Source organism: Pantoea sp. Ft-CA_14 (assembly GCF_024520875.1).
Taxonomy (GTDB): domain Bacteria; phylum Pseudomonadota; class Gammaproteobacteria; order Enterobacterales; family Enterobacteriaceae; genus Pantoea; species Pantoea agglomerans.
In genome coordinates this window covers 632,379-656,868 of the sequence record NZ_JALNPM010000001.1, presented here as the reverse complement: position 1 = coordinate 656,868, position 24,490 = coordinate 632,379, and the positions used below count along the sequence as shown (strand labels likewise).

The window sequence follows — 24,490 nt, the reverse complement described above, 5'->3', positions numbered from 1 at the left end:
ACCCGGTTATTCCATATCTGAGTTGTATCCGGATCCCCTGGAGTGCTGTCCAGCGTTCTGTAAGTGGATACAACTTTTTCGTTGTCGATAATCAGCGCTTTTGTCACAACCGCCGGTAAGGCCCGGGGAGTGAAAAATGCAAAATCAACTTCACCGTAGGGCATTTCGCCGGTGTCTTCCGGCGCCTGTGCCTCTCCAGCCCGGCAGCCGCTGACCATCACCAACATCAGCAGGGGAAAAAGTGTTTTCAGCCTCATACCTTCTTCCCGTCCATGCTGTAGACAGAGCGTTTCCACTGCTCATCCGGCCGGTTGATAAAGCCAATCAGCTCAGAGGGTGATGCGCCCCCGTGAATCAGACCGTCCGTATTGACCACGATGGCATTCCAGTTGGCCGAACAGTGAATATACTTCTCCGCAATCACGTCCAGCTCATCCTGACTGAACGCCTGTGGCGTCTGACCGCTGCGTGCTGCCTTACCCATCACCAGCGCTTTGTCACACAGGGGAGACAGTTCATCAGAAAGAGTCATGTTCGGATTAGCCGGGTCGACAGAGTCAAACACCACCCCGGCTTCCCGTGCGGCCTCAAGCATCACCCGCAACGCCACGCGTGACCAGTCGTTTCTGACGGTCCTTCCGCGCATGGTCAGCGCCGCAAAGCTGCGCTTCTGCATCTGGCCGTACCGGTCCGGGGGGAGCCGGGCGTCATGCCAGGTTTCTGCCGATATTTCATTTGTCCGCAGCAGCGGGGCCAGACAGGGCGATTTATCCAGGGTCTGCAACTGTGCTACTGCCTGCCGGTAAGCCTGCGTCTTCTCACCGGGCTGGCTGTACGGCACCGTCTCCGTTGCCGGGCGGGTCAGGAAAAGGTCTTCTCGTGTGACCGGCAGATAACCGCCGCCGATATCGGAATGCACGCCGGGCAGCGCCAATTCCGGCCAGGCCGGTTTAACGCTGTTCAGCGCAAAGTTAAAGCGGCACTCGTTCGCGGCGGTGATGTGAAAGACCTTCTCCGCCACACCGGGACGCAGGGTGAGTTTCACGTTCCCGGTATCCGCACTGTGCGGGTTCAGGCCATTAACCGGCGTACCTATCGCAGCAACGGTATCAAAGATGCCGATGAAGCGGGTCTTTCCTGAAGGAGAACCATTGAAAGTGATGCCCGTCATGGCCTGGCGGATGGCGCTGATAATGGCCGGGTCTTCTGACTGGATGCGGTTGGCAAAATGACGGGCTGCGGCTGCTCCGCGACTAAAGCCAAAGATGTCAAACTGAAGACAATTTATAACAATCTCACAGCCTGATTTGCTTCGTATATCCTCTGCAGCGTCTGAAATAGCTTTCACTAACTGAGATACGGCGTGGTTGGTTTTAGCAGCAACCCCTGTGTCGGATATACCAAATCCCTGGCCCAGCTTGTTGTCGGGTTTACCGGCTTCGGTACCAATACCATCAATGTAGATGCCTACCTGAACATCTGAATCTTTACCGGATATGGTTTGTTTATACAGTGTGCTCAGCCAGTGAATATTGGTGTAGTACCCGGTATAGCTGGTTGCGCCTGTACCCGACACGCCAAAATTTTCACGGGCGCATTTTGCCAGAATGGACTCGGCTTCCGGATCGTTCAGGTTGTAATGACCTGCGGTATAGGCCTTCAGCATGTTCTGCGTGTTAACGGCATTGTTGCCGGTACCGTCGAAGAACACGCCTATCGTCAGCGTGATCTCCCGTTTCTTTTTCTTTGCCGCCTGAGCATGTTGTTCCGGCTCCGGAGCGACTACCGGTGCCATCCGGGCTTTTGCCGCCGAAAGCTGCGGTATCGTACCAGGGGCAATCAGAAAATTGGTTCCCTGCGGGCATCCGCAACGGATCTCTGAGCCATCCACCGCCACAGCGGCGCTGTTTGAGTGCCGGTGATCGCCACTCACAATGATCCCTACTTCCCCGCACTTTGGGCAGGGGGTGGTTTTGTCACCGATATAGAGTTTCAGCAACCCCATGACCGACATACCGGGGCGGGTCGCGATACACTGCGCCCCTGTGGAAGTCTTATCCCCGTGCAGACCGACGTTTTTACCGTGAATGATACAGCCTCTTCGGGTCATCGGCTCAGCCCTCTGCCGGTAAAAAATCAGCATCCATCGGCAGACCTTTCAGCTCATTCAGCGTACATCCCGCCTGCGGGGTGCTGATAATCACATCACCGTTACTCAGCCGGCTGCCGACCAGCGCGATACTTTTACCGCCTTTCTGGAATTTCGCACCGCTGCCGGTGACAATCCGGGCGGTGGTGCCGTCAGGATAAACCACCTCATCACCTTCCAGCGCAACGCTGACCTTCTGTCCGTCCTCAGGCGCTATTTCAGAGCCGTTCCAGGCTGCACATACCACCCCGCCGCGGTGTGTCAGCGCCCCGTCAACCGCGATCCGGTAAATCGCCACCACCGGATGTTCAAGCAGAAATGCCTCCTGCTCTTCAACTGTCTGACGGGCACCTTCAGGCATCCCGGCCTTTTTCTCCGTCGAAAATGGCGGACGCGCCAGTAAGGCAGCTAATTCCGGGGTCAGTACGTTGGTATATTGCGGTTCCATGTCAAATCCCTTTTTTTCCTGTGATAAACGCGTCAGCAAAAGCTATGCGACGGCAGGCATCTCCCATAATGAGATACTGCAGGTTTACACAGGAATGATGGATATAAATTGAGCACAATCAATACAGCACGAGACATTAGTCATTAAAAGAATATAAGCCGGTCTATGTCCCGTCTGATAAAGCTTTAGGGCATTTTCGCTATGTGAACTGGATTATTAACCCGCCCCTGACGCAGCGATGGCTTCTAGTCCGGCAATGGCTGTGTATTCCTCCCATTTGTTGCCGCTGGCCTGTCCGGCGGCTGCTTCAGCTCTCTACAGAGTCAGCATCCTTAACAAAGCAGTGGCTGCTTAATCTGTTCGAAAGTCATCTGCCGAGCGCACCGGATGCAACCTGGCAACTTTATGCTTCATTCTGGCAGATGGCTGCGCATCACGAAGCCTATGCCGCGCTGGCAGAACAGATGACGGCAGCGTGGCAGGCGCTGGTGGAGGAGATAATTCGTGACGGCGTCACAGATGGAACGCTGCGTTGTGCCGATATACCGCGCACCGCCCGGCAAATCAGTGCGATGCTTAACGGCTATGCCGATTTGCTGACCATCAATCCGTCGGAGAAAAAGGCAAGCGAAGGGATGGCTGACTTAAGGCAGTTTATTGATCATCTCCTGTCGTAACGTGGATCTGACGCGTTATAAAGGCTTTAACAACGCCAGATTTTAATTAAATGTTAATAAAAGGTTTATTATTTTAATTGGTCTGCGCTTTTTACCCGCTATAAATGCAGCTTCTTCAGTCAAACTGACTTATGCTTTTTCCATCTGAAAAGGCCCCTTTTTGATAGCGTTTTGCCCCGGAAACAGCTATTTACACAGATTATTATCATTGACTTAGCACGCCCCGCGCCGGGTAAGCTGGTGTTTTTACGCCACTTATTAACTACGGACTAGCGAAGCGGCAATAATGTATACGTTCACAAACTCACCAAATGATTGATTCCTATAGCAAAGAATCTGTTATCTGCCGATAAAATTAAACATTGAGTCGGACCTTAAAAACACCTATATTGGCCGCGCTTAAAACACATACCCCAATTTAAATACATTTATTCAACTGCGACGCTACGCCCGTCCCGGTTGTAGGAGAGATATGATGACGGATAAAGTCCGTATTGATAGTTTGAATGCACAGAACTTAAACGCAACCAATGAAACCTATTTAGCCCGTCAGGCTGAATTTGAATCAAACGTTCGAAGTTATCCTCGCAAATTGCCGTTCGCGATTGCGAAAGCACAGGGTGTCTGGATCACAGACGTCGAGAATAATCAGTATCTCGACTGTCTTGCAGGTGCCGGAACGCTGGCATTGGGTCATAACCATCCAGACGTTCTGCAGAGCATTCAAAATGTCATTACCAGCGGCTTGCCGTTACATACTCTTGATTTAACCACGCCGTTAAAAGATGCGTTCTCTGAGTACCTGCTCTCGTTATTACCGGGTCAGGGCAAAGAGTACTGCCTGCAGTTTACCGGCCCGTCGGGCGCGGATGCCGTTGAAGCGGCGCTGAAACTGGCGAAAAAACACACCGGTCGTTCCGGCATCATCAGCTTCTCTGGTGCGTATCACGGCATGACCCACGGCGCGCTGTCTGTTACCGGCAACCTGTCACCGAAAGAAGCCGTCGACGGCTTGATGCCGGAAGTGCAGTTCATGCCTTATCCGCACCTCTACCGCTGCCCGCTGGGCATTGGCGGTGAAGCGGGCGTGAAAGCGCTGACCTACTACTTCGAAAACCTGATCAACGACGTTGAGAGCGGCGTTCGCAAACCGGCAGCCGTCATTCTGGAAGCGGTTCAGGGCGAAGGCGGTGTTAACCCGGCTCCGGCTGAGTGGCTGCAGCGCATCCGTAAAGTGACCAAAGAGCATGGCATTCTGCTGATCATCGACGAAGTGCAGGCGGGTATTGCCCGTACCGGTAAATTCTTCGCCTTTGAGCACGCCGGTATTGAGCCGGACATCATCGTGATGTCAAAAGCGGTCGGCGGCGGTCTGCCACTGGCGGTACTGGGCATTAAGAAAGAGTTCGACGCCTGGTCTCCTGGCCACCACACCGGCACCTTCCGTGGCAACCAGCTCGCAATGGCGACCGGCCTGACTACGCTGAAACTGCTGAAAGATAACAACATCGCTGACAAAGTTGCTGCACAGGGCGAATGGCTGAAAGGCAAACTGGGCGAGCTGCAGCAGCGCTACCCGGTAATCGGCAACGTGCGTGGTCTGGGACTGATGATCGGCATTGAGCTGGTGAAACCTGACGAAGCCGCTGATCACATGGGCAGCTTCCCGGCAGACGGCGAGCTCTCCGCGCTGGTACAGAAAAAATGTTTTGAGAACGGCCTGATTCTGGAGCGTGGCGGACGCCACGGCAGCGTATTACGTCTGCTGCCTTCCCTGCTGATCACAGATGCAGAACTGGACGTGTTTATGGATAAATTTGAAAACGCCCTGCTGTCAGCTGGCGTGAAACCAGTTTGAGTGGAGTGAATGCAATGTCCCGGTTAAACCCGATTCTGGCGGCCTCAGCACAAAGTACCGAGGCCTACCAGCAGGCGATTGCCCAGAGTAGCGCGGCCGTCGTGAAGTGGCTGGAACAACCTGAGATGTATCAGGGAAAAACCGTCGCAGAGCTGCGCGAGCGCATTAAGCTGGACTTCAATCCTCAGGGCCTGGGCAACCAGGCCGCGATTGAACGCGCCATTGAGTACTTCCTCAAAGACAGCCTGTCGGTTCATCACCCGCAGTGCGTGGCGCATCTGCACTGCCCGAGCCTGGTTATCAGCCAGGCGGCGGAAGTGCTGATTAACGCCACCAACCAGAGTATGGATTCGTGGGACCAGGCACCTTCAGCCACTCTGATTGAGATGAAGCTGATTGAGTGGCTGCGTTCCCAGGTCGGTTATCAGTCCGGCGACGCGGGTGTCTTCACCAGCGGCGGCACCCAGAGCAACCTGATGGGTCTGATGCTGGCGCGTGATGCCTGGTTTGCCCGCCAGGGTCATTCTGTTCAGCAGGATGGTTTAACCGGCGATCTGAAGAAGATTAAAGTCTTCTGTTCAGAGAATGCGCACTTCTCGGTTCAGAAGAACATGGCGCTGCTGGGTCTGGGCTATCAATCCGTAACGCAGGTGAAATGCGATCGCTTTGCCCGCATGGATATGGATGACCTGCGCCACAAGCTGGCAGCCTCCAAAGCCAACGGTGAAAACATTCTGGCGATTGTTGCCACGGCGGGTACTACCGATGCCGGTGCGATCGATCCCCTGCGTGAAATCGCGGCGCTGGCGGCCGAAGAGAACATCTGGGTGCATGTCGATGCGGCCTGGGGCGGCGCGCTGTTGCTCTCAGAAAAGTATCGTGACTATCTGGATGGCATTGAGCTGGTCGATTCCATTACCCTGGACTTCCACAAGCAGTTCTTCCAGACCATCAGCTGTGGTGCTTTCCTGCTGAAGGAAGCGCGCCACTATGAGCTGATGCGCTACCAGGCGGCCTATCTGAACTCTGAGTTTGATGAAGCGCAGGGTGTGCCGAATCTGGTATCCAAATCCCTTCAGACCACCCGCCGTTTTGATGCACTGAAACTGTGGATGGGTCTGGAAGCACTGGGTCAGAAACAGTATGCCGAAATCATCGATCACGGTGTGACACTGGCGCAGCAGGTTGCACAGTACGTTGATGAGCAGCCTGCGCTGGAGCTGGTGATGAAACCGCAGCTGGCCAGCGTACTGTTCCGCTATCGTCCGGCGCATCTGGCGCACTTCAGCAGTGCGGATATTGCGTTGCTGAATCAGCGCATCGGTGATGCCCTGCTGGAATCGGGCCGCGCCAACGTTGGTGTGACCGAGTTCGATGGCGTGACCTGCCTGAAGATGACCCTGCTGAATCCGACAGTGACGCTGGAAGATATCAAAGTGTTGCTGACATTGGTGGAAACCACGGCACAGCAGCTGGTGTAAATACTGGAAATAGTGGCGTTAAGGTCACTATCAGAGGCGCCTCAGGGCGCCTTTTCTTTTTCTGTGTTTATCCCTTTCATTCATCGGTGAGGCTACAGTGCCTGTGCGCTGGTTTGCCGGACACCTCTGCCTCTGACCCTTTTGTGTAGCCCCTATCCGATCTTGTATTGACTCACCCATTCGGCACAAAAATCCAGATACGCGAGTGTGATGGCTGAAGGATGTTTGTGCCGGACATAGACCAGATGTAAGGGCATCGAGTGAGTCGGATAATCGGACAACAACCGCACCAGCTTCCCGCTCTCCACATCAGGTTTCACTAAAAAATCAAACAACAGCGATACCCCGGCACCGCTCAGTGCATAGTGGCGCAGGCCCTGCGTGTTGTTCGAGGAAAAAAACGGCTCAAATTTTACCTTCTCGTCTCCGGATACCCACTCAAAGGAACCACTGTTAAGCCCTTCCCAGCTGGCTATCGGACACGTCGCCAGCGCCGCCAGCGTCTGCGGATGTCCAAAGCGTTCAGCCAGTTCAGGCGTGGCAACAAACCATGCCTCGACATTCATAACCGGTTTGGCAATCACATCTTCGGTATGCAACTCGCCCAGCCTGAGTGCCACGTCAATGCCATCTTCAAACAGATCCACCACTCTTTCCCCTGAGTGGCAAAACACTTTGATATCAGGATAGCGTTGCTGAAACGCATGCAGCAATTCCCACCAGATGGTGAAGTCAGGCGGCACCGATATTCGCAGCTTGCCCGCCAGTTTGTGCGCAGACCTGACCGTTTTGGTGGCCTCTTCCAGCAATTCAAGGCCAGGTCGCGATTGCTCAAAGAACTGTTGTCCTTTATAGGTCGGCCTGACCCCTTTCTTTGATCGCTCCAGCAACTGTACACCTAGTGCCTGCTCCAGCTCGTTCACTTTCCGCACCAGCGTAGAGATGGGGATAGTTGTTCTCTCACTTGCCGCTGAAAAGCTGCCTGCCTGAACGACTGCAATAAAGAGTTTTGTCGCGTTGAGATCCATTATCTTTCCATATCTGGCAAACATGTACCCAATTCTGACCATTTACTTCTTATTTTCAACTATTAAACTCCCTGTTTTGGCTAAGAGAATAAAAATAAAACGGCCCGTAAAAAATTCTTATTTCTAACGAATAAGTCTGGCTACACCGTATCCGGATAAGGAAAAAGCGATGAAAAACCGTGTGACAGAAATTCTGAATATTCGCTATCCCATTATTCAGGCACCCATGTACTTTCTGACCAATGCAACGTTTGTTGCCGCAGTATCAAACGCAGGCGGATTAGGCATAATTGGCCCCAACGCCGGGCAGGATACATTGCCGGACTCTCGTTTCATGGCGCTGGAGCGCATGCGTGAGCAAATCAGAAAAACCAAACAGCTGACCGATAAACCTTTTGGGGCAACCCTGATCAATGGGCCGGATATGAGTTTCTGGCGGCCAACAGCTGAAATGTTTGTTGAAGAGAAGGTAGAGGTCGTTTTAGTTAATGAAGTGCTTGATGCCGAAATATTCGATTTTCTGAAACAACATCGCATCAAAATCCTTTATCGCGCGCTGACGCCTGACGTTGCCAATTCACAACAGGCCGAAAAACTTGGCGCCGATATCATTGTCGCCACGGGATTTGATGAAGGCGGCACCGTGCCATCACGCATTATCGGAACGTTCAGCATCGTGCCTATGATCGCTGACAGTGTGAAAATTCCGGTGCTGGCGGCAGGCGGCATTGGGGATGTGCGTGGCGTGCGTGCAGCCATGGCGTTAGGTGCAGAAGGCGTCTGGATAGGCAGCCTGTTTTTAACCGCGCAGGAGAACCCGGCGGATGAGAAGGTTAAACAGCTGATTGTTTCATCGAGTGCAGAAGATCTGCTACTTTTTCGCACCCTGCCCGCTTATTACCGGACATTGCCAACGCCGCTCAGCCCCAGGCTGGCAGAACTTGATGCGCACGGCGCTGACCGTGAAACCCTGTTCACTGCAATGAATGGCTACCACTCTTTATGGCAGGCGATGCGACTGGGCAATCTTGACAAAGGCGTTGTTTCGACAGGCACCGGCATCTCGATGATCAAATCGGTGCGAACCGTTGCAGCCATCGTCGCCGATCTGGCACAAGATTTCATCACTCAGCCGGAGAAACAGAAATCTGACGACACCGTTCTCAGTCTGTAATCTGTTTAAAGTTAGGGATGACTGCCGCCACCAGCGGGATCCGGTTGTCGGATGAGTCCCGACCGGGTCCAGCGTGCTGCCCGCAGTGTTCAACTGTGGGCCGTTATTCAGCTTTTCCTCTTCACAGCCTGAAGCCATACAGGTTCAACCCTTTTCAGTCAAACAGACACAAGATAAATTAACAGCTTTTATTCCCTCATTTAGATTTCGTTTATTTAAGAATTTGCATGACGCCTTTATTTCAGCAGAGTCAGGAAAACCGCATCGCGATCAATATATAAAGATTTTACTTCAGCCATAATTAATCAACACTCACGTTAAGTCACTGATAAAATTGAGTAACATATTACAGATAAGAATAGTTTAATTTCACAGGAATTAACGCTTATGCTCCTGCGTAAAATAGTTATCATTCTTCTCGGTATGATTATGGCTGCTGTCATCATTATTGCCGACAACCATGCTCATAAAGTTAATTGCCGCGATCAGGTTTTCAGTTTGCCATCATCGCAAAGTGAATGACCTTGTCTGAATCCTTCTCTCCAGCATCCTCTTTGGCTTCAGACCTGTTGGCGGTGTTGATGACGCGAGAAGGTCAGTGACGTTGATCCGGCTGAATCGCTTACGGAATAAAACCCTGTTACATCGGCCTGAACAGAGCGGCACGTTACGCCAGTGATATTACAGCTGCATTTCTGATAAGCAGGCTGGTTTGTTGCCCTTCCCGGCAGACCTGTCAGTAAAAAAGGCTGCATAACACTTATGCAGCCTGAATTTCCCGCTCAGCTTGCTTGCCGACACTTAGCGCGACGGTGGCTCATCCAGTAGCCGCAGATGATCATCTTTGTTCAGGGTCATCAACGCAACAATACTGACCAGCGCAGTCACCATCACATACCAGGCGGGGATATCGGGATTACAGGTCTGTTTAATCAACCCGGTGATGATCAATCCGGCACAGCCGGAAAACACCGCGTTAGAAAGCGAATAGGCCAGACCCAGTCCGGTATAACGCACCCGCGTCGGGAACATCTCTGCCAGCATCGCAGGTCCCGGTCCGGCCAGCAACCCGACCACTCCGCCCGCGATAAACACCACCAGCGCTTTCAGCAGCAGCCCGGTGCTCTCTGCCTGAAGTATGTTAAGCAGCGGCAGAGAGAGCACCAGCAGCAATACCGCCGCCGTCACCATCACCGCACGGCGGCCAATCCTGTCACTCAGCATCCCGGCCGGGATGATGGTGGCAGCAAAGCCCAGGTTCGATATCACCGCAATCAGCAACGCCTGGTTAAAACCGGTGTGCAGCGATGCCTGCAGGTACGTCGGCATAATCACCAGCCAGGTGTAACCGGCCGCCGACCAGATCATCAGCCGACAGATACCGAGCAGGATCGTTTTAAGCGTATCGCCAAGGCTGGCGTCAACTTTTGCAACGGGTTTTGCCTGCTGCTGAATAAACGCCGGGGTCTCCTCCATCTGAACCCGCAGCCAGAGCGCGATAACACCCAGCGGCAGGGCAATGAAGAACGGGATGCGCCAGCCCCAGCTCAGCATCTGCTCCGGCGACAGCAGCAGCGAGAGCAGCGCTACGATGCCCGCGCCTGCCAGCAATCCCAGCGCCACAGTAAAAGATTGCCACGATCCATAAAGGCCCCGCTTACCGCGCGGTGCAAACTCGGTCATCAGTGATACCGCCCCGCCATACTCACCCCCCGCGAACAGGCCCTGCAGAATACGCAGACCGGTCACGATCAGTGGCGCCAGGATGCCCAGCTGGGCGTAGGTGGGCACCAGGCCGATAGCCGCCGTCGCCAGCGTCATCATGATCAACACAAATATCAGCGTGGGTTTGCGCCCGATGCGATCACCCATCCGGCCGAAAATGATTGCACCGAGTGGACGGAAGAAAAAGGCGATGGCGAATGACGCATAGGTCAGCAGAAGCCCGGTCAGCGCTGACTCCCCTTCCAGCCGGAAAAAGTTCTGCGCTATCACGGTGGCAAGAAAGCCATAGACGGCAAACTCATACCATTCAATGAAATTACCTACCGAACCGGCAATCAGAGCACGTTTACGGCTGGCGGAGCTGAGCAGATTATCGACGGGCACAGACATGGCAGGGGATCCTTTTTGAGCATCATCAGTCGCTTATGATTAGCACAATCGCCGCACGCCTGCGCACTCTTCTGCCTGTCACGTTAACTCAGACACATAAATCTGCGCTTAACGCGCCACGGCATGCCCTTTTTCACCTTCACGCCTTGCACAACGGCTTTACGATTGTCAGGATGTGCGGCATTGAATGAATCAGGCGGATAGATGATGAACGCACAAACCTCAAAAGATCCTCTGCATGGCGTAACGCTGGAGATGCAGATAAACAGTTTAGTCGCGCAGTATGGCTGGGCGGAGCTGGGAAAACGGATCAACATTAACTGCTTTAAAAGCGATCCGAGTGTTAAATCAAGCCTGAAGTTTTTGCGGCGCACGCCCTGGGCGCGGGCTGAAGTCGAAGCGCTTTATCTCGCCTCGTTAAAAGAGAAACCGGCCTACCGCGAAGCACCGTCTGAAGAGGCGGATCAAGCACCCGCAGAAGATCCCTGGGGCAACTGGCGCGGTAACCAGCCGGAGTAACGGGCAGACAACGCGGCAATAAAAAAGCCCGCGCAGGATAACCTGTGCGGGCTTTTTTTACGTCAGGTCGCTGTTACAGCGCCATGTCGTGCTTCGCTGAAGGCGCTGCCTGCTCAGGCTGTGCTGCTGGCGCCTCGGCTGCTTTGCCATCCATGTTGATAACCGGCGGTGTGGTCAGCTGCAGAGTCGCAGCGGTGTCATTCCATACCTGCTGCAGCATCGGCACGTTGTCATTCAGTTTCTGACCGTAGCCTGGGATCATCTTGTGGATCTTAGCCTGCCATTCCGCTGACTTAAACTCTTCCGGGAACAGTTTCTGCATCACGCTTAACGCGATAGGCGCAGCGGTCGATGCACCAGGAGAAGCACCCAGCAGTGCCGCCACGGTTTTCTGCTGATCGGTCACAATTTCTGTACCCAGTTTCAGCACGCCACCTTTGTCAGCATCTTTCTTGATGATCTGTACGCGCTGGCCGGCCTGAATCAGTTTCCAGTCCTCTTTCTTCGCGTCCGGGTAGTACTCTTTCAGCGCTTCGAAGCGATCTTCTTCTGTCAGCATCACCTGGCCAACCAGGTATTTCACCAGGTCGAAGTTATCCATACCCACGTCGGTCATTGGCACGATGTTATGGGTAGTGGTGGTGCTCAGCAGGTCAAACAGTGAACCATTTTTCAGGAACTTGGTTGAGAAGGTCGCGAACGGTCCAAACAGCACGACGCGTTTGCCATCCAGATAACGGGTATCCAGATGCGGAACGGACATCGGTGGTGCACCGGTAGACGCCTGACCGTAGACTTTCGCCAGGTGACGAGCGGCAATCGCCTTGTTTTCCGTTACCAGGAATGAACCGCCGACCGGGAAGCCTGCATAGTTTTCCGCTTCCGGGATGCCGGTTTTCTGCAGTAATTTCAGCGCGCCGCCGCCAGCACCAATAAAGACATATTTCGCGTCAACCGCACGCTCGTTGCCATTTTTGGCATCTTTAATGGTGACGTGCCACGAGTTATCACCGTTACGTTTGAAATCGGTGACTTCAGACGAGGTTTCCAGACGGAAGTTGTCATTCTTCTTCAGGCTGCCGATTAGCTGACGGGTAATTTCACCGTAGTTTACGTCGGTGCCAACTGGCGTCCAGGTTGCGGCCACTTTCTGCTGAGGATCACGACCTTCCATCACCAGCGGTGCCCACTGCTCGATCTGCTTGTGATCGGTAGAGAACTTCATGCCCTGGAACAGCGCGGTTTTCTGTAACGCCGCATAGCGTTTAGTCAGGAAGTCGACGTTGTCGCCCCAGACGAAGCTCATGTGTGGCGTTGAGTTGATGAAAGAGCGCGGATCGTGCATCACACCCTCTTTGACCTGCGAACTCCAGAACTGGCGTGAAACCATGAAGGCTTCGTTAATTTCCAGCGCTTTCGTCACGTCGATCGAGCCGTCTTTACGCTCTGGCGTATAGTTCAGCTCCATATTGGCTGAGTGACCGGTACCGGCGTTGTTCCAGCCGTTAGAGGATTCCAGTGCCACACCATCCAGCTTCTCAACCATGATCTGTTTCCAGCCAGGCTGCAGCTCTTCCAGCATGGTGCCCATTGAGGCGCTCATGATGCCACCACCAATTAACAGGACGTCGGTTTTTTCTGGTGAAGTTTCAGCATGCAGTGCTGAAGAAACTAACAAGGCCGCGAGGGAAAGAGTGGGGATAGCTTTCTTTGAATTCATCATTTTAATCTACAGCTCAGACGGTATTGGTTAAAAAAAGTCCTTAAAGTTTAAAATAATGTTATTTGTGAGTTAATGTGAAAATAGTTATAAAATTAAAAATAGCAATTTAGCCTTAATTTAATTACAAAAGGCTTACCGAATTGCTCACATATTTTAACCACACATTAAGGGTGTCCTTTGAATTATACAATCCCCTAACACAAATATTGTTCTCCGGCGATTGCCCGCGCGCAGACCGCTAAAACTGTACTGATGCGGTCAGTTAGCGTATGTTTCCGGGCGATCTCCCACCCGTGCTGAACGCCAATGACAAGCCAACCACAGAACCGACATGCCGTGACTAAACGACCCATGAAACTCAGTACCCTGACCACCCTGATGATGACTGCAGTTATCGTCACCGTGCTGCTCGCTGTCCATCTGCTCTATTTTGTGCAGATCGATAACTTTGCTCAGTCGCATCTTAAAGATAAGGCGATGGCAGTGGCACGCACTCTGGCAGACAGCCCTGAAGTGCAGCGTGGGTTACTGTTACCGGACGGCAGCAGCCAGATTCAGCCACTGGCTGAAGCCGCGCGCAAACGCAACGGCCTGCTGTTTGTGGTGGTGACGGATATGCGTGGCATTCGCTTTTCACACCCAAACGCGGCGGTGATTGGCAAACATTTTGTCGGCAACGATATCTATCCGGCCCTCAGCGGGCGGGAAAATGTGGCGGTAAATCACGGCGTGCTGGTAGAGGCACTGCGCGTATTTACCCCGGTCTATAACGCAGAGCATCAGCAGATTGGCGTGGTGGCGATCGGCATCGCGCTGAATGATGTGGCGGCGCAGATTGCCAAAAGCCGCTGGAACATCGTCTGGACTGTCTTATTTGGCGGTCTGGTTGGTCTGCTGGGGATTCTTATTCTGGTCAGGCGCCTGAAGAGCATATTACTCGGGCTGGAGCCGCACGAAATTTCCAGCCTGTTCGAGCAGCGTCAGGCGATCCTCAATTCTATTAAAGAGGGTGTGATTGCGGTCGACGATGAGTCGCGCGTCAGCCTGATTAACCACGCGGCGCAGCAGCTGCTGCATGAGACCACCCGCAAGATGCCATTAAGCGGCGATCTGATTGCTGAGGAGAGCGTGATGCACCGCCATCAGCAGGATGCGCTGCATGCGGGCAAAGCCTGGCACGATCAGGAGCTGACGCTGGGTAATCGCATCCTGATCAGCAATACCGTGCCGGTTCGCAGTCGTGACCGCATTATCGGCGCGGTGACCACCTTCAGGGACAAGACCGAAATCAGCCAGCTGATGCAGCGTCTGGACGGCATGGTAAACTATGTAGACGCGTTACGTGAACGTTCCCATGAGTTCATGAACAAGCTGCATGTCATTCTGGGCCTGCTGCATATGAAAAACTATGCGCAGATGGAAGAGTACATCCTGAAAACCGCCAACGCCTATCAGACGGAGATTGGTTCGCTGCTGCAAAAGATCAAATCGCCCATCATTGCGGGTTTCCTGCTCAGCAAAATCAACCGGGTGACCGATGAAGGCCATCAGCTGATTATCGATGAGGCGAGTTTTCTGCCCGACTGCGGCAGCGAGGAGCAGAGCGCGGTACTGATTACGGTGCTGGGCAATTTAATTGAAAATGCGCTTGAGGCGCTGGATCCGGAAACCGAAGGGGAAATCCACCTCATGCTGCATTATCAGAATGGCTGGTTAGCCTGTGAAGTGAGTGATGACGGACCCGGGATCGACGGTACGCAGCTCAGCGCCATTTTTGAGCGTGGCGTCTCGTCAAAAGGCGAAGATCGCGGTGTCGGATTGTTTCTGGTTAAGCAGCAGACCGAAAGCCTGGGCGGCAGTGTCAGTGTCGAGTCGGAACCGGGTGTATTCACCCAATTCTTAGTACAACTTCCGTGGGAGAGAGGAATGATTACCCAATGATCAATGTGTTAGTTGTCGATGATGACGCCATGGTAGCCGAGCTGAATCGCTGTTATATCGGGCAGATCCCAGGCTTTACCTGCTGCGGCACCGCCTCAACCTTACAGCAGGCCAAAGAGCGGCTGGCGCAGGCCGAACCTCAGGTTGATCTGATCCTGCTGGATATCTATATGCAGCAGGAGAACGGTCTCGACCTGTTGCCGGAACTGCGCAGCGCAGGACGTCCGGTTGACGTGATTATTATCTCGTCAGCAGCAGATGCCGCCACCATCAAAACCTCACTCAACTACGGTGTGGTGGATTATCTGATCAAGCCTTTCCAGTTTGCCCGCTTTGAAGAGGCGCTGACTGGCTGGCGACAGAAAAAATCGCTGATGGATAATCATCAGTTCTATCAGCAGTCGGACGTTGATCAGTTGTTGCATGGCAATCCGCCGGGGGCCAGCGAGCAGAAGCGACTGCCGAAAGGATTAACACCGCAGACGTTGCGCACGCTGTGTCTGTGGATCGACGCCCATCCGGGTACCGAGTTCTCCACCGACGAACTGGCAACCGAGGTGAATATCTCTCGCGTCTCCTGCCGCAAGTATCTGATCTGGCTGGCGCAGATTAATATTCTGTTCACCAGCATTCATTATGGGGTCACGGGCCGTCCGGTTTATCGCTATCGCCTGCAGCCGGAGTATCACACTTTACTCAAACAATATTGTCAGTGAACCAGCCGGTAATCGGTGTCCAGTAACTGAAAAGAAAAGTGACGTTGTGACGAGCAGATCACCTGCCTGTCACGGGTCACAAATATCGCTTCAATGCCCGGTTGCTCCGCCAGGCAGGCAATGCCCTGTTCAACGCCGAGGCCGTAAAGCAGTGTGGTGTAGATGTCGCCATCCAGTGAACGTTCAGAGATCACGGTGACGCTCAGCAGGTCGTTATCCAGCGGATAACCGCTACGCGGGTCGAGGATATGGTGATAACAGACGCCATCCAGCTCGAAATAACGCTCATAGATACCGGATGTCACCACCGAGCGATTATTCACCCCGATCACCCCGATCAGCTCATCGGCCTCACCAAAGGGTTTTTTCAGGCCGATTGACCAGCCCGCCTCTTCTGGCGGCGCACCCACCGTCTGCACGTTTCCGCCCAGATTAATCAGCGCACTGCTGACCTGCTGCTGGCGCAAAAAAGCCTGCACAACATCGGCGATATAGCCTTTGGCGATGGCGCCCAGGTCGATCTCCATCCCTGGCCGGGCCAGCATGACACTGCGGCTTACGTCATCAAGAATAACATCATGCGGATTCGTCAGCGCCATGCGCGCCTGAAGTTCTGTCTCTGATGGAACACGGTGACCCTGAAAGCCGATTTTCCAGCACTTCACCAGCGGGCCGATAGCCAGATTAAACAGGCTGTCGGGCAGCAGGCTCACCGCATGCGCGCAGGCGATCAGGTCAAACACCGGCTGACTCACGACCACCGGATGCTGCCCTGCCGCGTGATTAATCGCCATCACTTCCGACGCCCCGCGGTTAACCGTGAAGAGATTCTCCTGCTGTTTAATCAGGCGGAAGACCTGTCCGGCCAGGGTCTGATTATCGTCGAAGAGTTTGAGCAGGATGGGTGAACCCATTAAGACAGCGGAGTAAGCATAGACACGCGCATCAATTAACATAGGCGACTCTGCTTTAAAAAGAAAAGAGCGGCATCCGCAGAGCGCGGATGCCGGAGACGACCCTTAACGTCGGGCGTAAGCGGCGGCGTTACCACCGGCCAGAATGCCGAAGATAATGATATCGGCGACTGCGTTACCGCCGATGCGGTTCGCGCCGTGAATGCCGCCAACCACCTCGCCACAGGCCCAGGCGCCGTTAATCACCTGTTTCTGGCTGTCCAGCACCGCGGTGGTGGTGTCGATGGTGACGCCGCCCATGGTGTGGTGTACGCCCGGTGCAACACGAATCGCGTAGAACGGTGCTTCACTCAGAGGATGACGCAGCGCGGTCTGACGACCGAAGTCTTCATCTTTCTGCATGATAACGAAATTGTTGTAACGGGCCAGCGTGGCTTCCAGCGTATGATGCTCACTCATGTTGAGCTTCACCGCCAGTTCCGCCACGGTTGGCGCGCTGACCACAAAGCCTTTGGCGATATATTCGTCAGCCGCTTTGTTATTCATCCGCACCTGCTCGTCAAACACAATCCAGGCACTCTTCTCTGGCAAGGCGATAATCTGCGCCGAGACTTTATCGCGGGTTTCCATTTCGTTGTAGAAGCGCTCACCCGCCTGACTGACCAGGATAGCACCGCCGCCACGAATGGATTCGGAGACCAGATAAGAGGTGGTCTGTTCAACCGTTGGGTGAATCTGGATTTCGCCCATATCCACGGTACCGGCACCAATTTTTTCCAGCATGGCAATACCGCTGCCGGTGGCACCTTTGTGGTTGGTGGTGACAAAGCCATCGAGTTCAGGGCGATATTTCACTACCAGTTCACGGTTCGCACTGAATCCGCCGGTCGCCACAATCACGCTTTTCGCGTTCAGGATACGGCTGTCGTTGTACTCATCGACCACTCTCACACCCGCTACCGCGCCGTTCTCATAAAGGATTTCTGAGACTGAGGTTTCCAGCAGGACTTCGATGTTGCGGCTGTTGATGTTTTTAACCAGACCGCTGATCAGGAAGCCACCCACCGCTGAACGATCCGCCGGACGGTGGGTACGATCGATGCTCATCCCGCCGGTGATGGTGATGTCGTTAAGCTCAATGCCGTGATTCGCCAGCCACTCAATCGCCTCCGGAGCCAGCTCTACAAACTCACGCAGCAGCACCGGATTATTTTTAAACTGACCGCCTTTCAGCGTCTCCTCGTAGAACAGCTCTTTGCTGTCTTCGATGCCTTTGAGTTTCTGGAAACGGGTTTCCGCGGCGTTCATGCCCACTGAAGCTTTAATGGTGTTACCGCCGATGGTCGGCATCTTCTCGATGATGACCACGCGCGCACCTTCATCGTGCGCCTGAATCGCCGCCGCAAGACCGGCGCCGCCGCTGCCCACAATCACCACATCGTAATTCTGCGGTGCGTTAGGGTTGCCGCCCTCTTCAATCACATGCTCTTTGCTGGAGGTGGTCAGCGCGCGTGAAACCGCTTTTTTCAGCGCCTCACTCTGGGTAGTCGCACCGGTAATCGCATCGACGTGTGGGCTGTTGGCTACCAGGATGCGGCTACGCAGGCTTTCAAAGGTAGTGGTGAAGTCCACATCCAGGGTGTCATCCGGCACCAGCGAGATGTCGGTGATACGGTCAGTATCCAGCGTGACGTTGATTTTCAGTTTCAGCGCTTCGGCTTCGACTTTTTCCTGATAGACGCCCGCTTTGTATTTACGGCCCGATTCACTCATGTCGCGGATCATCGCATCGACCAGGGAGAAGCGCCACAGCGGTTCCGGGATCTGCAGCTCTTCGCGTTTGTTGCTGTCGATGTAGAGATCGAGGTGTTCGTTATTGATGATGCGGTCAGCCCAGTTCGGGTAAGCGATGCAGGCTTTACCAATCGCCACCAGATCGTAGCCCTTCTCCAGCGCCAGTTCGGCATCGGCTTTATTGACGACGCCACCAACGCCAATCACCGGCACTTTTGCCAGCACAGGCGAACGCATCGCGACGAATTTCTCAATCAGCGGCGTCGGATCCTGGGTATCAACAATTGACGGACGCAGCAGCTGGCCTACCGAGAAATGGACGTAATCGAGTCCGCGCGCCGCCAGTTTTTCCAGCAGATAGAGCGTGTCGTCAAAGCGAATGCCGGGCACTTCGATCTCTTCCGGGGAGAAGCGATAGCCGATGATGAAAGAGTTATGGGCGAAGCGTTCAGCCATCTTGTGGGTGATTTCCAGCACTTCCAGCGGGAAGCGTGCACGGTTATCGCGGCTGCCGCCCCACTTGTCATCGCGCTGGTTAGAGTTCGGCGAATAGAACTGCTGAATCAGGTAGGTGTTAGCACCATGAATTTCGACGCCATCGAAACCGGCCTTGATAGCGCGGTTCACCGCATCACCAAATTTGGTGATCATGGTTTCAACTTCTTCGGCGCTCAGCGCCAGGGGTTTGGTTGCCCCTTCACGCGGCGCCGCGATGGCGCTTGGCGCAACCGGCGTTTTGCCGCCAATCAGCTCCGGCTCCACCATACGGCCGCCGTGATAGATCTGCAAAATGGCCGTAGAGCCTTCAGATTTAATCGCGTCCGCGATGCGTTTCAGACCAGGGATTTTGTTGTCGCTGTCGATAGCAATGGCACCCGGAAATGCCGGGCCACGGTTGTCAATGAAGCAGCATTCAACGATCACGGTTCCGATGCTGCCTGCACGTGCGCGATAGTACTCGACCAGCTCACTGGTGACCGTACCGTCATAAAAGCCGGTACAGGTGGTCATCGGTGCCATTACCAGTCGGTTTTTCAACACAGCGCCGTTAGGCAGAGTCAATGGATTAAGGATGGGGGTGAGAGATTTCATTGCGATAAACTCCAAGATTTAAAAGTCTGGAAATTTTTTAGCGGACGCAAATTATCGCTTAATTAAGTGGTCCGATGTCATGAGACTAATATACCCTTTTCTTTGCCTTCATAAGCGATAAATTTACTTTTTTAACTTTTAAATGATTTAGAGTTTTTATTTGCCGAATGCATAAAGTGAAGTTATATTAATTGTTAATCATGGGTAACCAAAAATCAACCATTCGTTTACATAAAAAATAAATCGTTTATCATCATGTGGTTAAAGCAAGGCATTCAGTTTGCGTGAGCTGGTGATTTGTCGACCAGCTTCACAGAACCGTCAAAATGTCGATGCCGTAAATATAAATAAAAAATAAATGTTAAAAATGGGGAATAATGAATTAATTTCTTTGATCTGGATCAAAATCTATATTTGCAAAAATCGCATCATATTTACATGGATTTAAAAATGCAGCTCAATAGCTAAGCAGTCGATTAAAAAATCAGTGCATCGCGGTTTATTCACACTATTAAGAATAAGAAAGAAAGTCATCAGTGAAGGTCCGGGGCGCAAATCGCATTCTTCTTAACTTGCAGATAAAATACTATGAAACCACTCTCAGCTGTAACTGAACCCCCAAAAGTCGCACCTGCGGCGCCGGGTAAAAAGAAAGCTATCATGCTTGCTCTGCCGGTGCTCGTTGCCGTGTTGCTGTTGCTGGTGCCCACACCAGCCGGACTCGAACCCTACGCCTGGCACTTCTTCGCCATCTTCGTCGGCGTGATTGTCGGATTGATCTTTGAACCCCTGCCAGGCGCGGTGATCGGCCTGACCGGCGTGGTAGTCATCGCGCTGTTCAGCCAGTTTCTGCTCTTCAGCCCGGCTGAACTGGCTAACCCGAAATTCAAAGTCGCCAGTGAGTCGTTCAAATGGGCGGTCAGTGGGTTCGGCAACTCCACGGTCTGGCTGATCTTCGGTGCCTTTATGTTCGCCGCAGGTTATGACAAAACCCAGTTTGGTCGCCGCCTGGCCCTGATTCTGGTGAAGTATCTGGGTCGCCGCAGTCTGACGCTGGGTTATGCTATTACCTTTGCTGACCTGCTTCTTGCGCCCTTTACGCCGTCAAACACCGCGCGCAGTGGCGGTACCATCTACCCGATTATCGCCAACCTGCCGCCGCTTTACGGCTCTAAACCTAACGACCCGAGCGCCCGAAAAATCGGTTCCTATCTGATGTGGGTAGCGATTACCGCGGCCTGTATTACCAGTTCCATGTTCCTCTCTGCGCTGGCACCTAACCTGCTGGCACTGGCACTGGTAAAAAGCATCGTCGGTTTTGATATCTCATGGGGCATGTGGTTCCTGGCCTTCCTGCCGCTGGGTGTGCTGCTGATTCTGACCATGCCGCTGCTGGCTTACTGGTTCTATCCACCTGAAGTTAAAATCAATGATGAAGTGCCGAAATGGGCCATCGCTGAACTGGAAAAACTGGGCAGACTGACCCGCAATGAAATCCTGCTGCTGGTGTTTGTGGTCTGCGCCCTGCTGATGTGGATTTTCGCCACCTCGTGGATCGAACCTGCCATGGCGGCGCTGCTGGTGGTCGTTCTGATGTTGTGGACCGGCGTACTGACCTGGAATGACATCACCAGTAATAAACCGGCCTGGAACACCTTTGCCTGGTTCGCCACCCTGGTGGCACTGGCCGATGGTCTGGCCCGCGTCGGCTTTATTACCTGGTTAGGTAAAGAGGGTGGCATGCTGCTGCAGGGTTATGACCCGCAGGTTTCGGCCGTGGTGCTGTTAATCGCCTTCTTCCTGCTGCACTACCTGTTTGCCAGTACCACCGCACACACCACCGCGCTGTTACCGGCCATGCTGACCATTGCAGCCTCCATTCCGGGCATCAATATGCCGGTCTTCTGCCTGATGTTATGTACCTCTCTGGGTGTGATGGGCATCATCACGCCATACGGTACTGGTCCAAGCCCGATTTACTACGGCAGCGGTTATCTGCCTACCAAAGACTACTGGCGTCTGGGAACCATCTTCGGTGCCATCTTCTTAGGCTCCATGATGCTGATTGCCTATCCGTGGATGGTGTGGTTGTTCTGACGGATACAACATGCAGATCAACGCGTTATAAGATACCATTCCTGCACTTCCCCACCGCACCCGCGGTGGGGAAGCATAATAAACAATTAATTCGCCTATGATGTTGCGCCCCGCAGCCTGTCCGCGGAGGTTCAGCCGGTCATTAAGTGAGAAAAAATGTCGAACAAGCCTTTTGTCTATCAGAACCCTTTCCCGCTGTCCCACGAAGATACCGAATACTATCTGCTGAGTCGTGAGCATGTCTCCGTCTCCGAGTTTGAGGGTCAGGAGATCCTTAAGGTCGATCCGCAGGCACTGACGTTACTGAGCCAGCAGGCGTTCCACGACGCCTCTTTTATGCTGCGTTCGGCCCACCAGCAGCAGGTCGCCTCCATCCTTGATGACCCGGAAGCCAGCGACAATGATAAATATGTCGCCCTGCAGTTTTTAAGGAACTCTGAAATTGCCGCCAAAGGCGTGCTGCCAACCTGTCAGGATACCGGCACCGCGATCATCATGGGCAAAAAGGGCCAGCGCGTCTGGACCGGCGGCGGTGATGAAGCTGCGCTGTCACAGGGTATCTACAACACCTATATCGAAGATAACCTGCGCTATTCGCAGAATGCCGCCCTGGATATGTATAAAGAGGTGAATACCGGCACTAACCTGCCAGCGCAGATCGACCTCTACAGCGTGGATGGCGATGAGTACAAGTTCCTCTGTATCGCTAAAGGTGGTGGTTCCGCCAATAAAACCTATCTCTATCAGGAAACCAAAGCGTTGCTGAGCCCGGGCAAGCTGAAAAATTACCTGGTGGATAAGATGCGTACCCTCGGCACCGCAGCCTGTCCGCCCTACCATATTGCGTTTGTCATCGGCGGCACCTCGGCTGAAAGCACCCTGAAAACCGTGAAGCTCGCCTCAACTCACTATTACGACGGGCTGCCCACTGAAGGCAACGAGCACGGTCAGGCGTTCCGCGACGTTCAGCTGGAGCAGGAACTGCTGGAAGCGGCGCAGCAGCTCGGTCTGGGTGCGCAGTTTGGCGGCAAATATTTTGCACACGATATCCGCGTGGTGCGTCTGCCACGTCACGGCGCCTCCTGCCCGATCGGTATGGGCGTCTCCTGCTCGGCTGACCGTAACATCAAAGCGAAGATTAACCGTGAAGGTATCTGGATTGAGAAACTGGAAGCCAACCCAGGCCGCCTGATCCCGGAAGCACTGCGTCAGCAGGGCGAAGGTGAAGCGTTGCAGGTTGATCTCAACCGCCCAATGGAAGAGATTCTGGCGCAACTGTCCGCTTATCCGGTTTCAACCCGCCTGTCACTGACCGGCACTATTATCGTGGCGCGCGATATTGCACATGCAAAACTCAAAGAGCGCATCGATAACGGCGAAGGATTACCGCAGTACATGAAAGATCATCCGGTCTATTACGCTGGCCCGGCGAAGACGCCTGAAGGTTATGCTTCTGGTTCACTCGGCCCGACCACTGCCGGTCGTATGGATTCCTACGTGGATCTACTGCAGGCGCACGGCGGAAGTAAGATCATGCTGGCCAAGGGCAATCGCAGCCAGCAGGTGACGGATGCCTGTCATAAACATGGCGGCTTCTATCTCGGCAGCATTGGTGGTCCGGCAGCGGTGCTGGCGCAGCAGAGCATCAAAAGTCTGGAATGCGTGGAGTATCCCGAGCTGGGAATGGAAGCAATCTGGAAAATCGAGGTGGAGAACTTCCCTGCCTTTATCCTGGTCGATGACAAAGGTAACGATTTCTTCCAGCACATTGAGCGCGCGCACTGCGCGAAATGCGTTAAGTAACGAAAAAGACCTTTAATCGAACTGCCTCCGAAAGGCAGGACGCAGGAGATTTTAAAAATTTCCCCGGCTAATCAGTTTAAGGTTGGCCGGGGAACTCAACATAAATTCGCAAGTCTATTATCTGACAACTTTTCCCAGGATAGCTAACCCCCCTTCAGAACTCACGGGAAAGTGTCAAATATCCGTTGAATCGGACAGAGCACTCATCGTTATTTAGTATGCTGGAGACAATATATACATTTTTTGCGCCTTTCACATTGGCATAGGTGTATTTAACCGTCAGGTTCATTGCGCCGTTATTGTGGTAAATATCGAAGTAATCTTTGAGCAAGAGACCTTTACCTGTTATAGCGTCTTTCTGCGCAAACTGATGCGCTAACGCATCGGAAACGAGGGAAAGATTTAGCACTTCAACTATTGTTTTATCTCGCTCAATCCCATTAACACCTTCTTTGGTTATAGCAGATAAGAGCATCTCCTCGGCATAATGACCCCGAGCGGCGCATTCACTGCCAGATGTATCTGCTGTGTAACCAGCGAACGGTAACAGAGCCAGGGCCAGACTCAGCACATAATGATTAATCACCGCACCACCTCCAGAATTGCGCCGTAATCTTTACTAACCAGTAAGCGTGTTGATGGTCCCATAATTATGCAGCCAGCAGAGGCAAAACCTCTGATGCCGTGGCGTTTGTCTCCGTGCATCCTGAATGTACCCATATCACGCTCATAAGCGTTGACGCTGAGCGGAACCAGGGTAATTGTGAGCGGGCCTTTGCTGGTTCCGGTACTGCCGATTCTCCAGGTTCCTCGCGGGATTGGACCCATACCACGAACCTGCTCGCGATCAGGATTATTTTTGTTTGTAAGAATACCAGAGTAGCCTGTTTCAATTAACTTGCCATCGCGATATAACTCACCCGTACTTTGTTTATAAATCCATTTAGCCATTGTGATTTCC

Annotated in this window: 19 protein-coding genes and 1 pseudogene; 10 read left to right on the top strand and 10 right to left on the bottom strand. The window is 53.3% G+C overall.

Annotated features, from left to right (window positions below; all coding sequences use genetic code 11):
• The 3 genes and pseudogenes from NR195_RS03185 to NR195_RS03175 all read right to left on the bottom strand — a co-directional run.
• Positions 1-257 (bottom strand): annotated as a pseudogene (locus NR195_RS03185) (DUF2931 family protein); the annotation flags it as partial.
• Positions 254-2,110, bottom strand: a complete 1,857-nt coding sequence (locus tag NR195_RS03180; RefSeq protein WP_060679120.1) for a phospholipase effector Tle1 domain-containing protein — start codon at positions 2,108-2,110, stop codon at positions 254-256. The pseudogene NR195_RS03185 and the gene NR195_RS03180, both read right to left, overlap by 4 nt.
• 4 nt (positions 2,111-2,114) lie before the next feature.
• Complete coding sequence (locus tag NR195_RS03175) at positions 2,115-2,597, bottom strand: PAAR domain-containing protein (protein WP_256844098.1); 483 nt, start codon at positions 2,595-2,597, stop codon at positions 2,115-2,117.
• 203 nt (positions 2,598-2,800) lie between these two features.
• On the opposite strand from NR195_RS03175, the gene NR195_RS03170 reads away from it, so the two are divergent.
• From NR195_RS03170 to NR195_RS03160, 3 genes are all read left to right on the top strand, one after another.
• Positions 2,801-3,274, top strand: coding sequence for a TetR family transcriptional regulator C-terminal domain-containing protein (locus tag NR195_RS03170; RefSeq protein WP_256844097.1), 474 nt, complete (start codon positions 2,801-2,803; stop codon positions 3,272-3,274).
• Between the two features lie 472 nt (positions 3,275-3,746).
• Positions 3,747-5,132 (top strand): diaminobutyrate--2-oxoglutarate transaminase, encoded by a 1,386-nt coding sequence (locus NR195_RS03165; RefSeq protein WP_022624771.1) that lies wholly within the window; start codon positions 3,747-3,749, stop codon positions 5,130-5,132.
• Between the two features lie 14 nt (positions 5,133-5,146).
• Positions 5,147-6,613 (top strand): aspartate aminotransferase family protein, encoded by a 1,467-nt coding sequence (locus NR195_RS03160; protein ID WP_010247242.1) that lies wholly within the window; start codon positions 5,147-5,149, stop codon positions 6,611-6,613.
• A gap of 152 nt (positions 6,614-6,765) precedes the next feature.
• On the opposite strand, the gene NR195_RS03155 is transcribed toward NR195_RS03160, so the two are convergent.
• Positions 6,766-7,641 (bottom strand): LysR family transcriptional regulator, encoded by an 876-nt coding sequence (locus NR195_RS03155; RefSeq protein WP_256844096.1) that lies wholly within the window; start codon positions 7,639-7,641, stop codon positions 6,766-6,768.
• Positions 7,642-7,810: 169 nt separating this feature from the next.
• Here NR195_RS03155 and NR195_RS03150 point away from each other — a divergent pair, with 169 nt between their 5' ends.
• Both NR195_RS03150 and NR195_RS03145 read left to right on the top strand, forming a co-directional pair.
• Positions 7,811-8,815: a nitronate monooxygenase family protein gene (locus NR195_RS03150; RefSeq protein ID WP_060679112.1), complete on the top strand. Its 1,005-nt coding sequence runs from the start codon at positions 7,811-7,813 to the stop codon at positions 8,813-8,815.
• Between the two features lie 387 nt (positions 8,816-9,202).
• Positions 9,203-9,337, top strand: a complete 135-nt coding sequence (locus NR195_RS03145; RefSeq protein WP_254920067.1) for a hypothetical protein — start codon at positions 9,203-9,205, stop codon at positions 9,335-9,337.
• Between the two features lie 279 nt (positions 9,338-9,616).
• On the opposite strand, the gene NR195_RS03140 is transcribed toward NR195_RS03145, so the two are convergent.
• A complete protein-coding gene (locus NR195_RS03140; protein ID WP_256844095.1) occupies positions 9,617-10,930 on the bottom strand; it encodes an MFS transporter in 1,314 nt (437 codons plus the stop codon).
• A 207-nt stretch (positions 10,931-11,137) separates the two neighbouring features.
• On the opposite strand from NR195_RS03140, the gene NR195_RS03135 reads away from it, so the two are divergent.
• Positions 11,138-11,449: a VF530 family DNA-binding protein gene (locus NR195_RS03135; RefSeq protein ID WP_256844109.1), complete on the top strand. Its 312-nt coding sequence runs from the start codon at positions 11,138-11,140 to the stop codon at positions 11,447-11,449.
• Positions 11,450-11,522: 73 nt separating this feature from the next.
• On the opposite strand, the gene mqo is transcribed toward NR195_RS03135, so the two are convergent.
• Positions 11,523-13,172 (bottom strand): malate dehydrogenase (quinone), encoded by a 1,650-nt coding sequence (gene mqo, locus NR195_RS03130; RefSeq protein ID WP_256844094.1) that lies wholly within the window; start codon positions 13,170-13,172, stop codon positions 11,523-11,525.
• Between the two features lie 351 nt (positions 13,173-13,523).
• Here mqo and NR195_RS03125 point away from each other — a divergent pair, with 351 nt between their 5' ends.
• Together NR195_RS03125 and dcuR are read left to right on the top strand one after the other, a co-directional pair.
• Positions 13,524-15,113, top strand: coding sequence for a sensor histidine kinase (locus tag NR195_RS03125; RefSeq protein ID WP_010670312.1), 1,590 nt, complete (start codon positions 13,524-13,526; stop codon positions 15,111-15,113).
• Positions 15,110-15,829, top strand: a complete 720-nt coding sequence (gene dcuR / locus NR195_RS03120; protein WP_009093030.1) for a two-component system response regulator DcuR — start codon at positions 15,110-15,112, stop codon at positions 15,827-15,829. Before NR195_RS03125 ends, dcuR begins: the two co-directional genes overlap by 4 nt.
• On the opposite strand, the gene NR195_RS03115 is transcribed toward dcuR, so the two are convergent.
• Entirely contained in the window at positions 15,823-16,785 is a 963-nt protein-coding gene (locus NR195_RS03115) for an FAD:protein FMN transferase (RefSeq protein ID WP_256844093.1), read from the bottom strand. The two genes, dcuR and NR195_RS03115, sit on opposite strands and share 7 nt — an antisense overlap.
• Positions 16,786-16,848: 63 nt before the next feature.
• A complete protein-coding gene (locus NR195_RS03110; protein WP_031592419.1) occupies positions 16,849-19,629 on the bottom strand; it encodes a flavocytochrome c in 2,781 nt (926 codons plus the stop codon).
• 588 nt (positions 19,630-20,217) lie between these two features.
• On the opposite strand from NR195_RS03110, the gene NR195_RS03105 reads away from it, so the two are divergent.
• Together NR195_RS03105 and fumA are read left to right on the top strand one after the other, a co-directional pair.
• On the top strand, positions 20,218-21,726 hold the full coding sequence (locus NR195_RS03105) for an anion permease (protein ID WP_010247273.1): 1,509 nt from the start codon (positions 20,218-20,220) through the stop codon (positions 21,724-21,726).
• 156 nt (positions 21,727-21,882) lie between these two features.
• Positions 21,883-23,529 carry a class I fumarate hydratase FumA gene (fumA, locus tag NR195_RS03100; RefSeq protein ID WP_256844092.1) on the top strand — a complete coding sequence of 549 codons (1,647 nt, stop codon included), beginning with the start codon at positions 21,883-21,885 and terminating at the stop codon, positions 23,527-23,529.
• Positions 23,530-23,683: 154 nt separating this feature from the next.
• On the opposite strand, the gene NR195_RS03095 is transcribed toward fumA, so the two are convergent.
• Both NR195_RS03095 and NR195_RS03090 read right to left on the bottom strand, forming a co-directional pair.
• Positions 23,684-24,115 carry a Shiga toxin A subunit gene (locus tag NR195_RS03095; protein ID WP_256844091.1) on the bottom strand — a complete coding sequence of 144 codons (432 nt, stop codon included), beginning with the start codon at positions 24,113-24,115 and terminating at the stop codon, positions 23,684-23,686.
• Positions 24,112-24,480 (bottom strand): DUF2778 domain-containing protein, encoded by a 369-nt coding sequence (locus NR195_RS03090; protein WP_062759225.1) that lies wholly within the window; start codon positions 24,478-24,480, stop codon positions 24,112-24,114. The genes NR195_RS03095 and NR195_RS03090 overlap by 4 nt, the downstream gene beginning before the upstream one ends.
• Positions 24,481-24,490: the final 10 nt, after the last annotated feature.

Coding starts and splice junctions, on each gene's coding strand:
- NR195_RS03180 (WP_060679120.1), bottom strand. CDS start 2,110: ATGACCCGAAGAGGCTGTATCATTCACGGTAAAAACGTCGGTCTGCAC.
- NR195_RS03175 (WP_256844098.1), bottom strand. CDS start 2,597: ATGGAACCGCAATATACCAACGTACTGACCCCGGAATTAGCTGCCTTA.
- NR195_RS03165 (WP_022624771.1), top strand. CDS start 3,747: ATGATGACGGATAAAGTCCGTATTGATAGTTTGAATGCACAGAACTTA.
- NR195_RS03160 (WP_010247242.1), top strand. CDS start 5,147: ATGTCCCGGTTAAACCCGATTCTGGCGGCCTCAGCACAAAGTACCGAG.
- NR195_RS03155 (WP_256844096.1), bottom strand. CDS start 7,641: ATGGATCTCAACGCGACAAAACTCTTTATTGCAGTCGTTCAGGCAGGC.
- NR195_RS03150 (WP_060679112.1), top strand. CDS start 7,811: ATGAAAAACCGTGTGACAGAAATTCTGAATATTCGCTATCCCATTATT.
- NR195_RS03145 (WP_254920067.1), top strand. CDS start 9,203: ATGCTCCTGCGTAAAATAGTTATCATTCTTCTCGGTATGATTATGGCT.
- NR195_RS03140 (WP_256844095.1), bottom strand. CDS start 10,930: ATGTCTGTGCCCGTCGATAATCTGCTCAGCTCCGCCAGCCGTAAACGT.
- NR195_RS03135 (WP_256844109.1), top strand. CDS start 11,138: ATGAACGCACAAACCTCAAAAGATCCTCTGCATGGCGTAACGCTGGAG.
- mqo (WP_256844094.1), bottom strand. CDS start 13,172: ATGATGAATTCAAAGAAAGCTATCCCCACTCTTTCCCTCGCGGCCTTG.
- NR195_RS03125 (WP_010670312.1), top strand. CDS start 13,524: ATGAAACTCAGTACCCTGACCACCCTGATGATGACTGCAGTTATCGTC.
- dcuR (WP_009093030.1), top strand. CDS start 15,110: ATGATCAATGTGTTAGTTGTCGATGATGACGCCATGGTAGCCGAGCTG.
- NR195_RS03115 (WP_256844093.1), bottom strand. CDS start 16,785: ATGTTAATTGATGCGCGTGTCTATGCTTACTCCGCTGTCTTAATGGGT.
- NR195_RS03110 (WP_031592419.1), bottom strand. CDS start 19,629: ATGAAATCTCTCACCCCCATCCTTAATCCATTGACTCTGCCTAACGGC.
- NR195_RS03105 (WP_010247273.1), top strand. CDS start 20,218: ATGAAACCACTCTCAGCTGTAACTGAACCCCCAAAAGTCGCACCTGCG.
- fumA (WP_256844092.1), top strand. CDS start 21,883: ATGTCGAACAAGCCTTTTGTCTATCAGAACCCTTTCCCGCTGTCCCAC.
- NR195_RS03090 (WP_062759225.1), bottom strand. CDS start 24,480: ATGGCTAAATGGATTTATAAACAAAGTACGGGTGAGTTATATCGCGAT.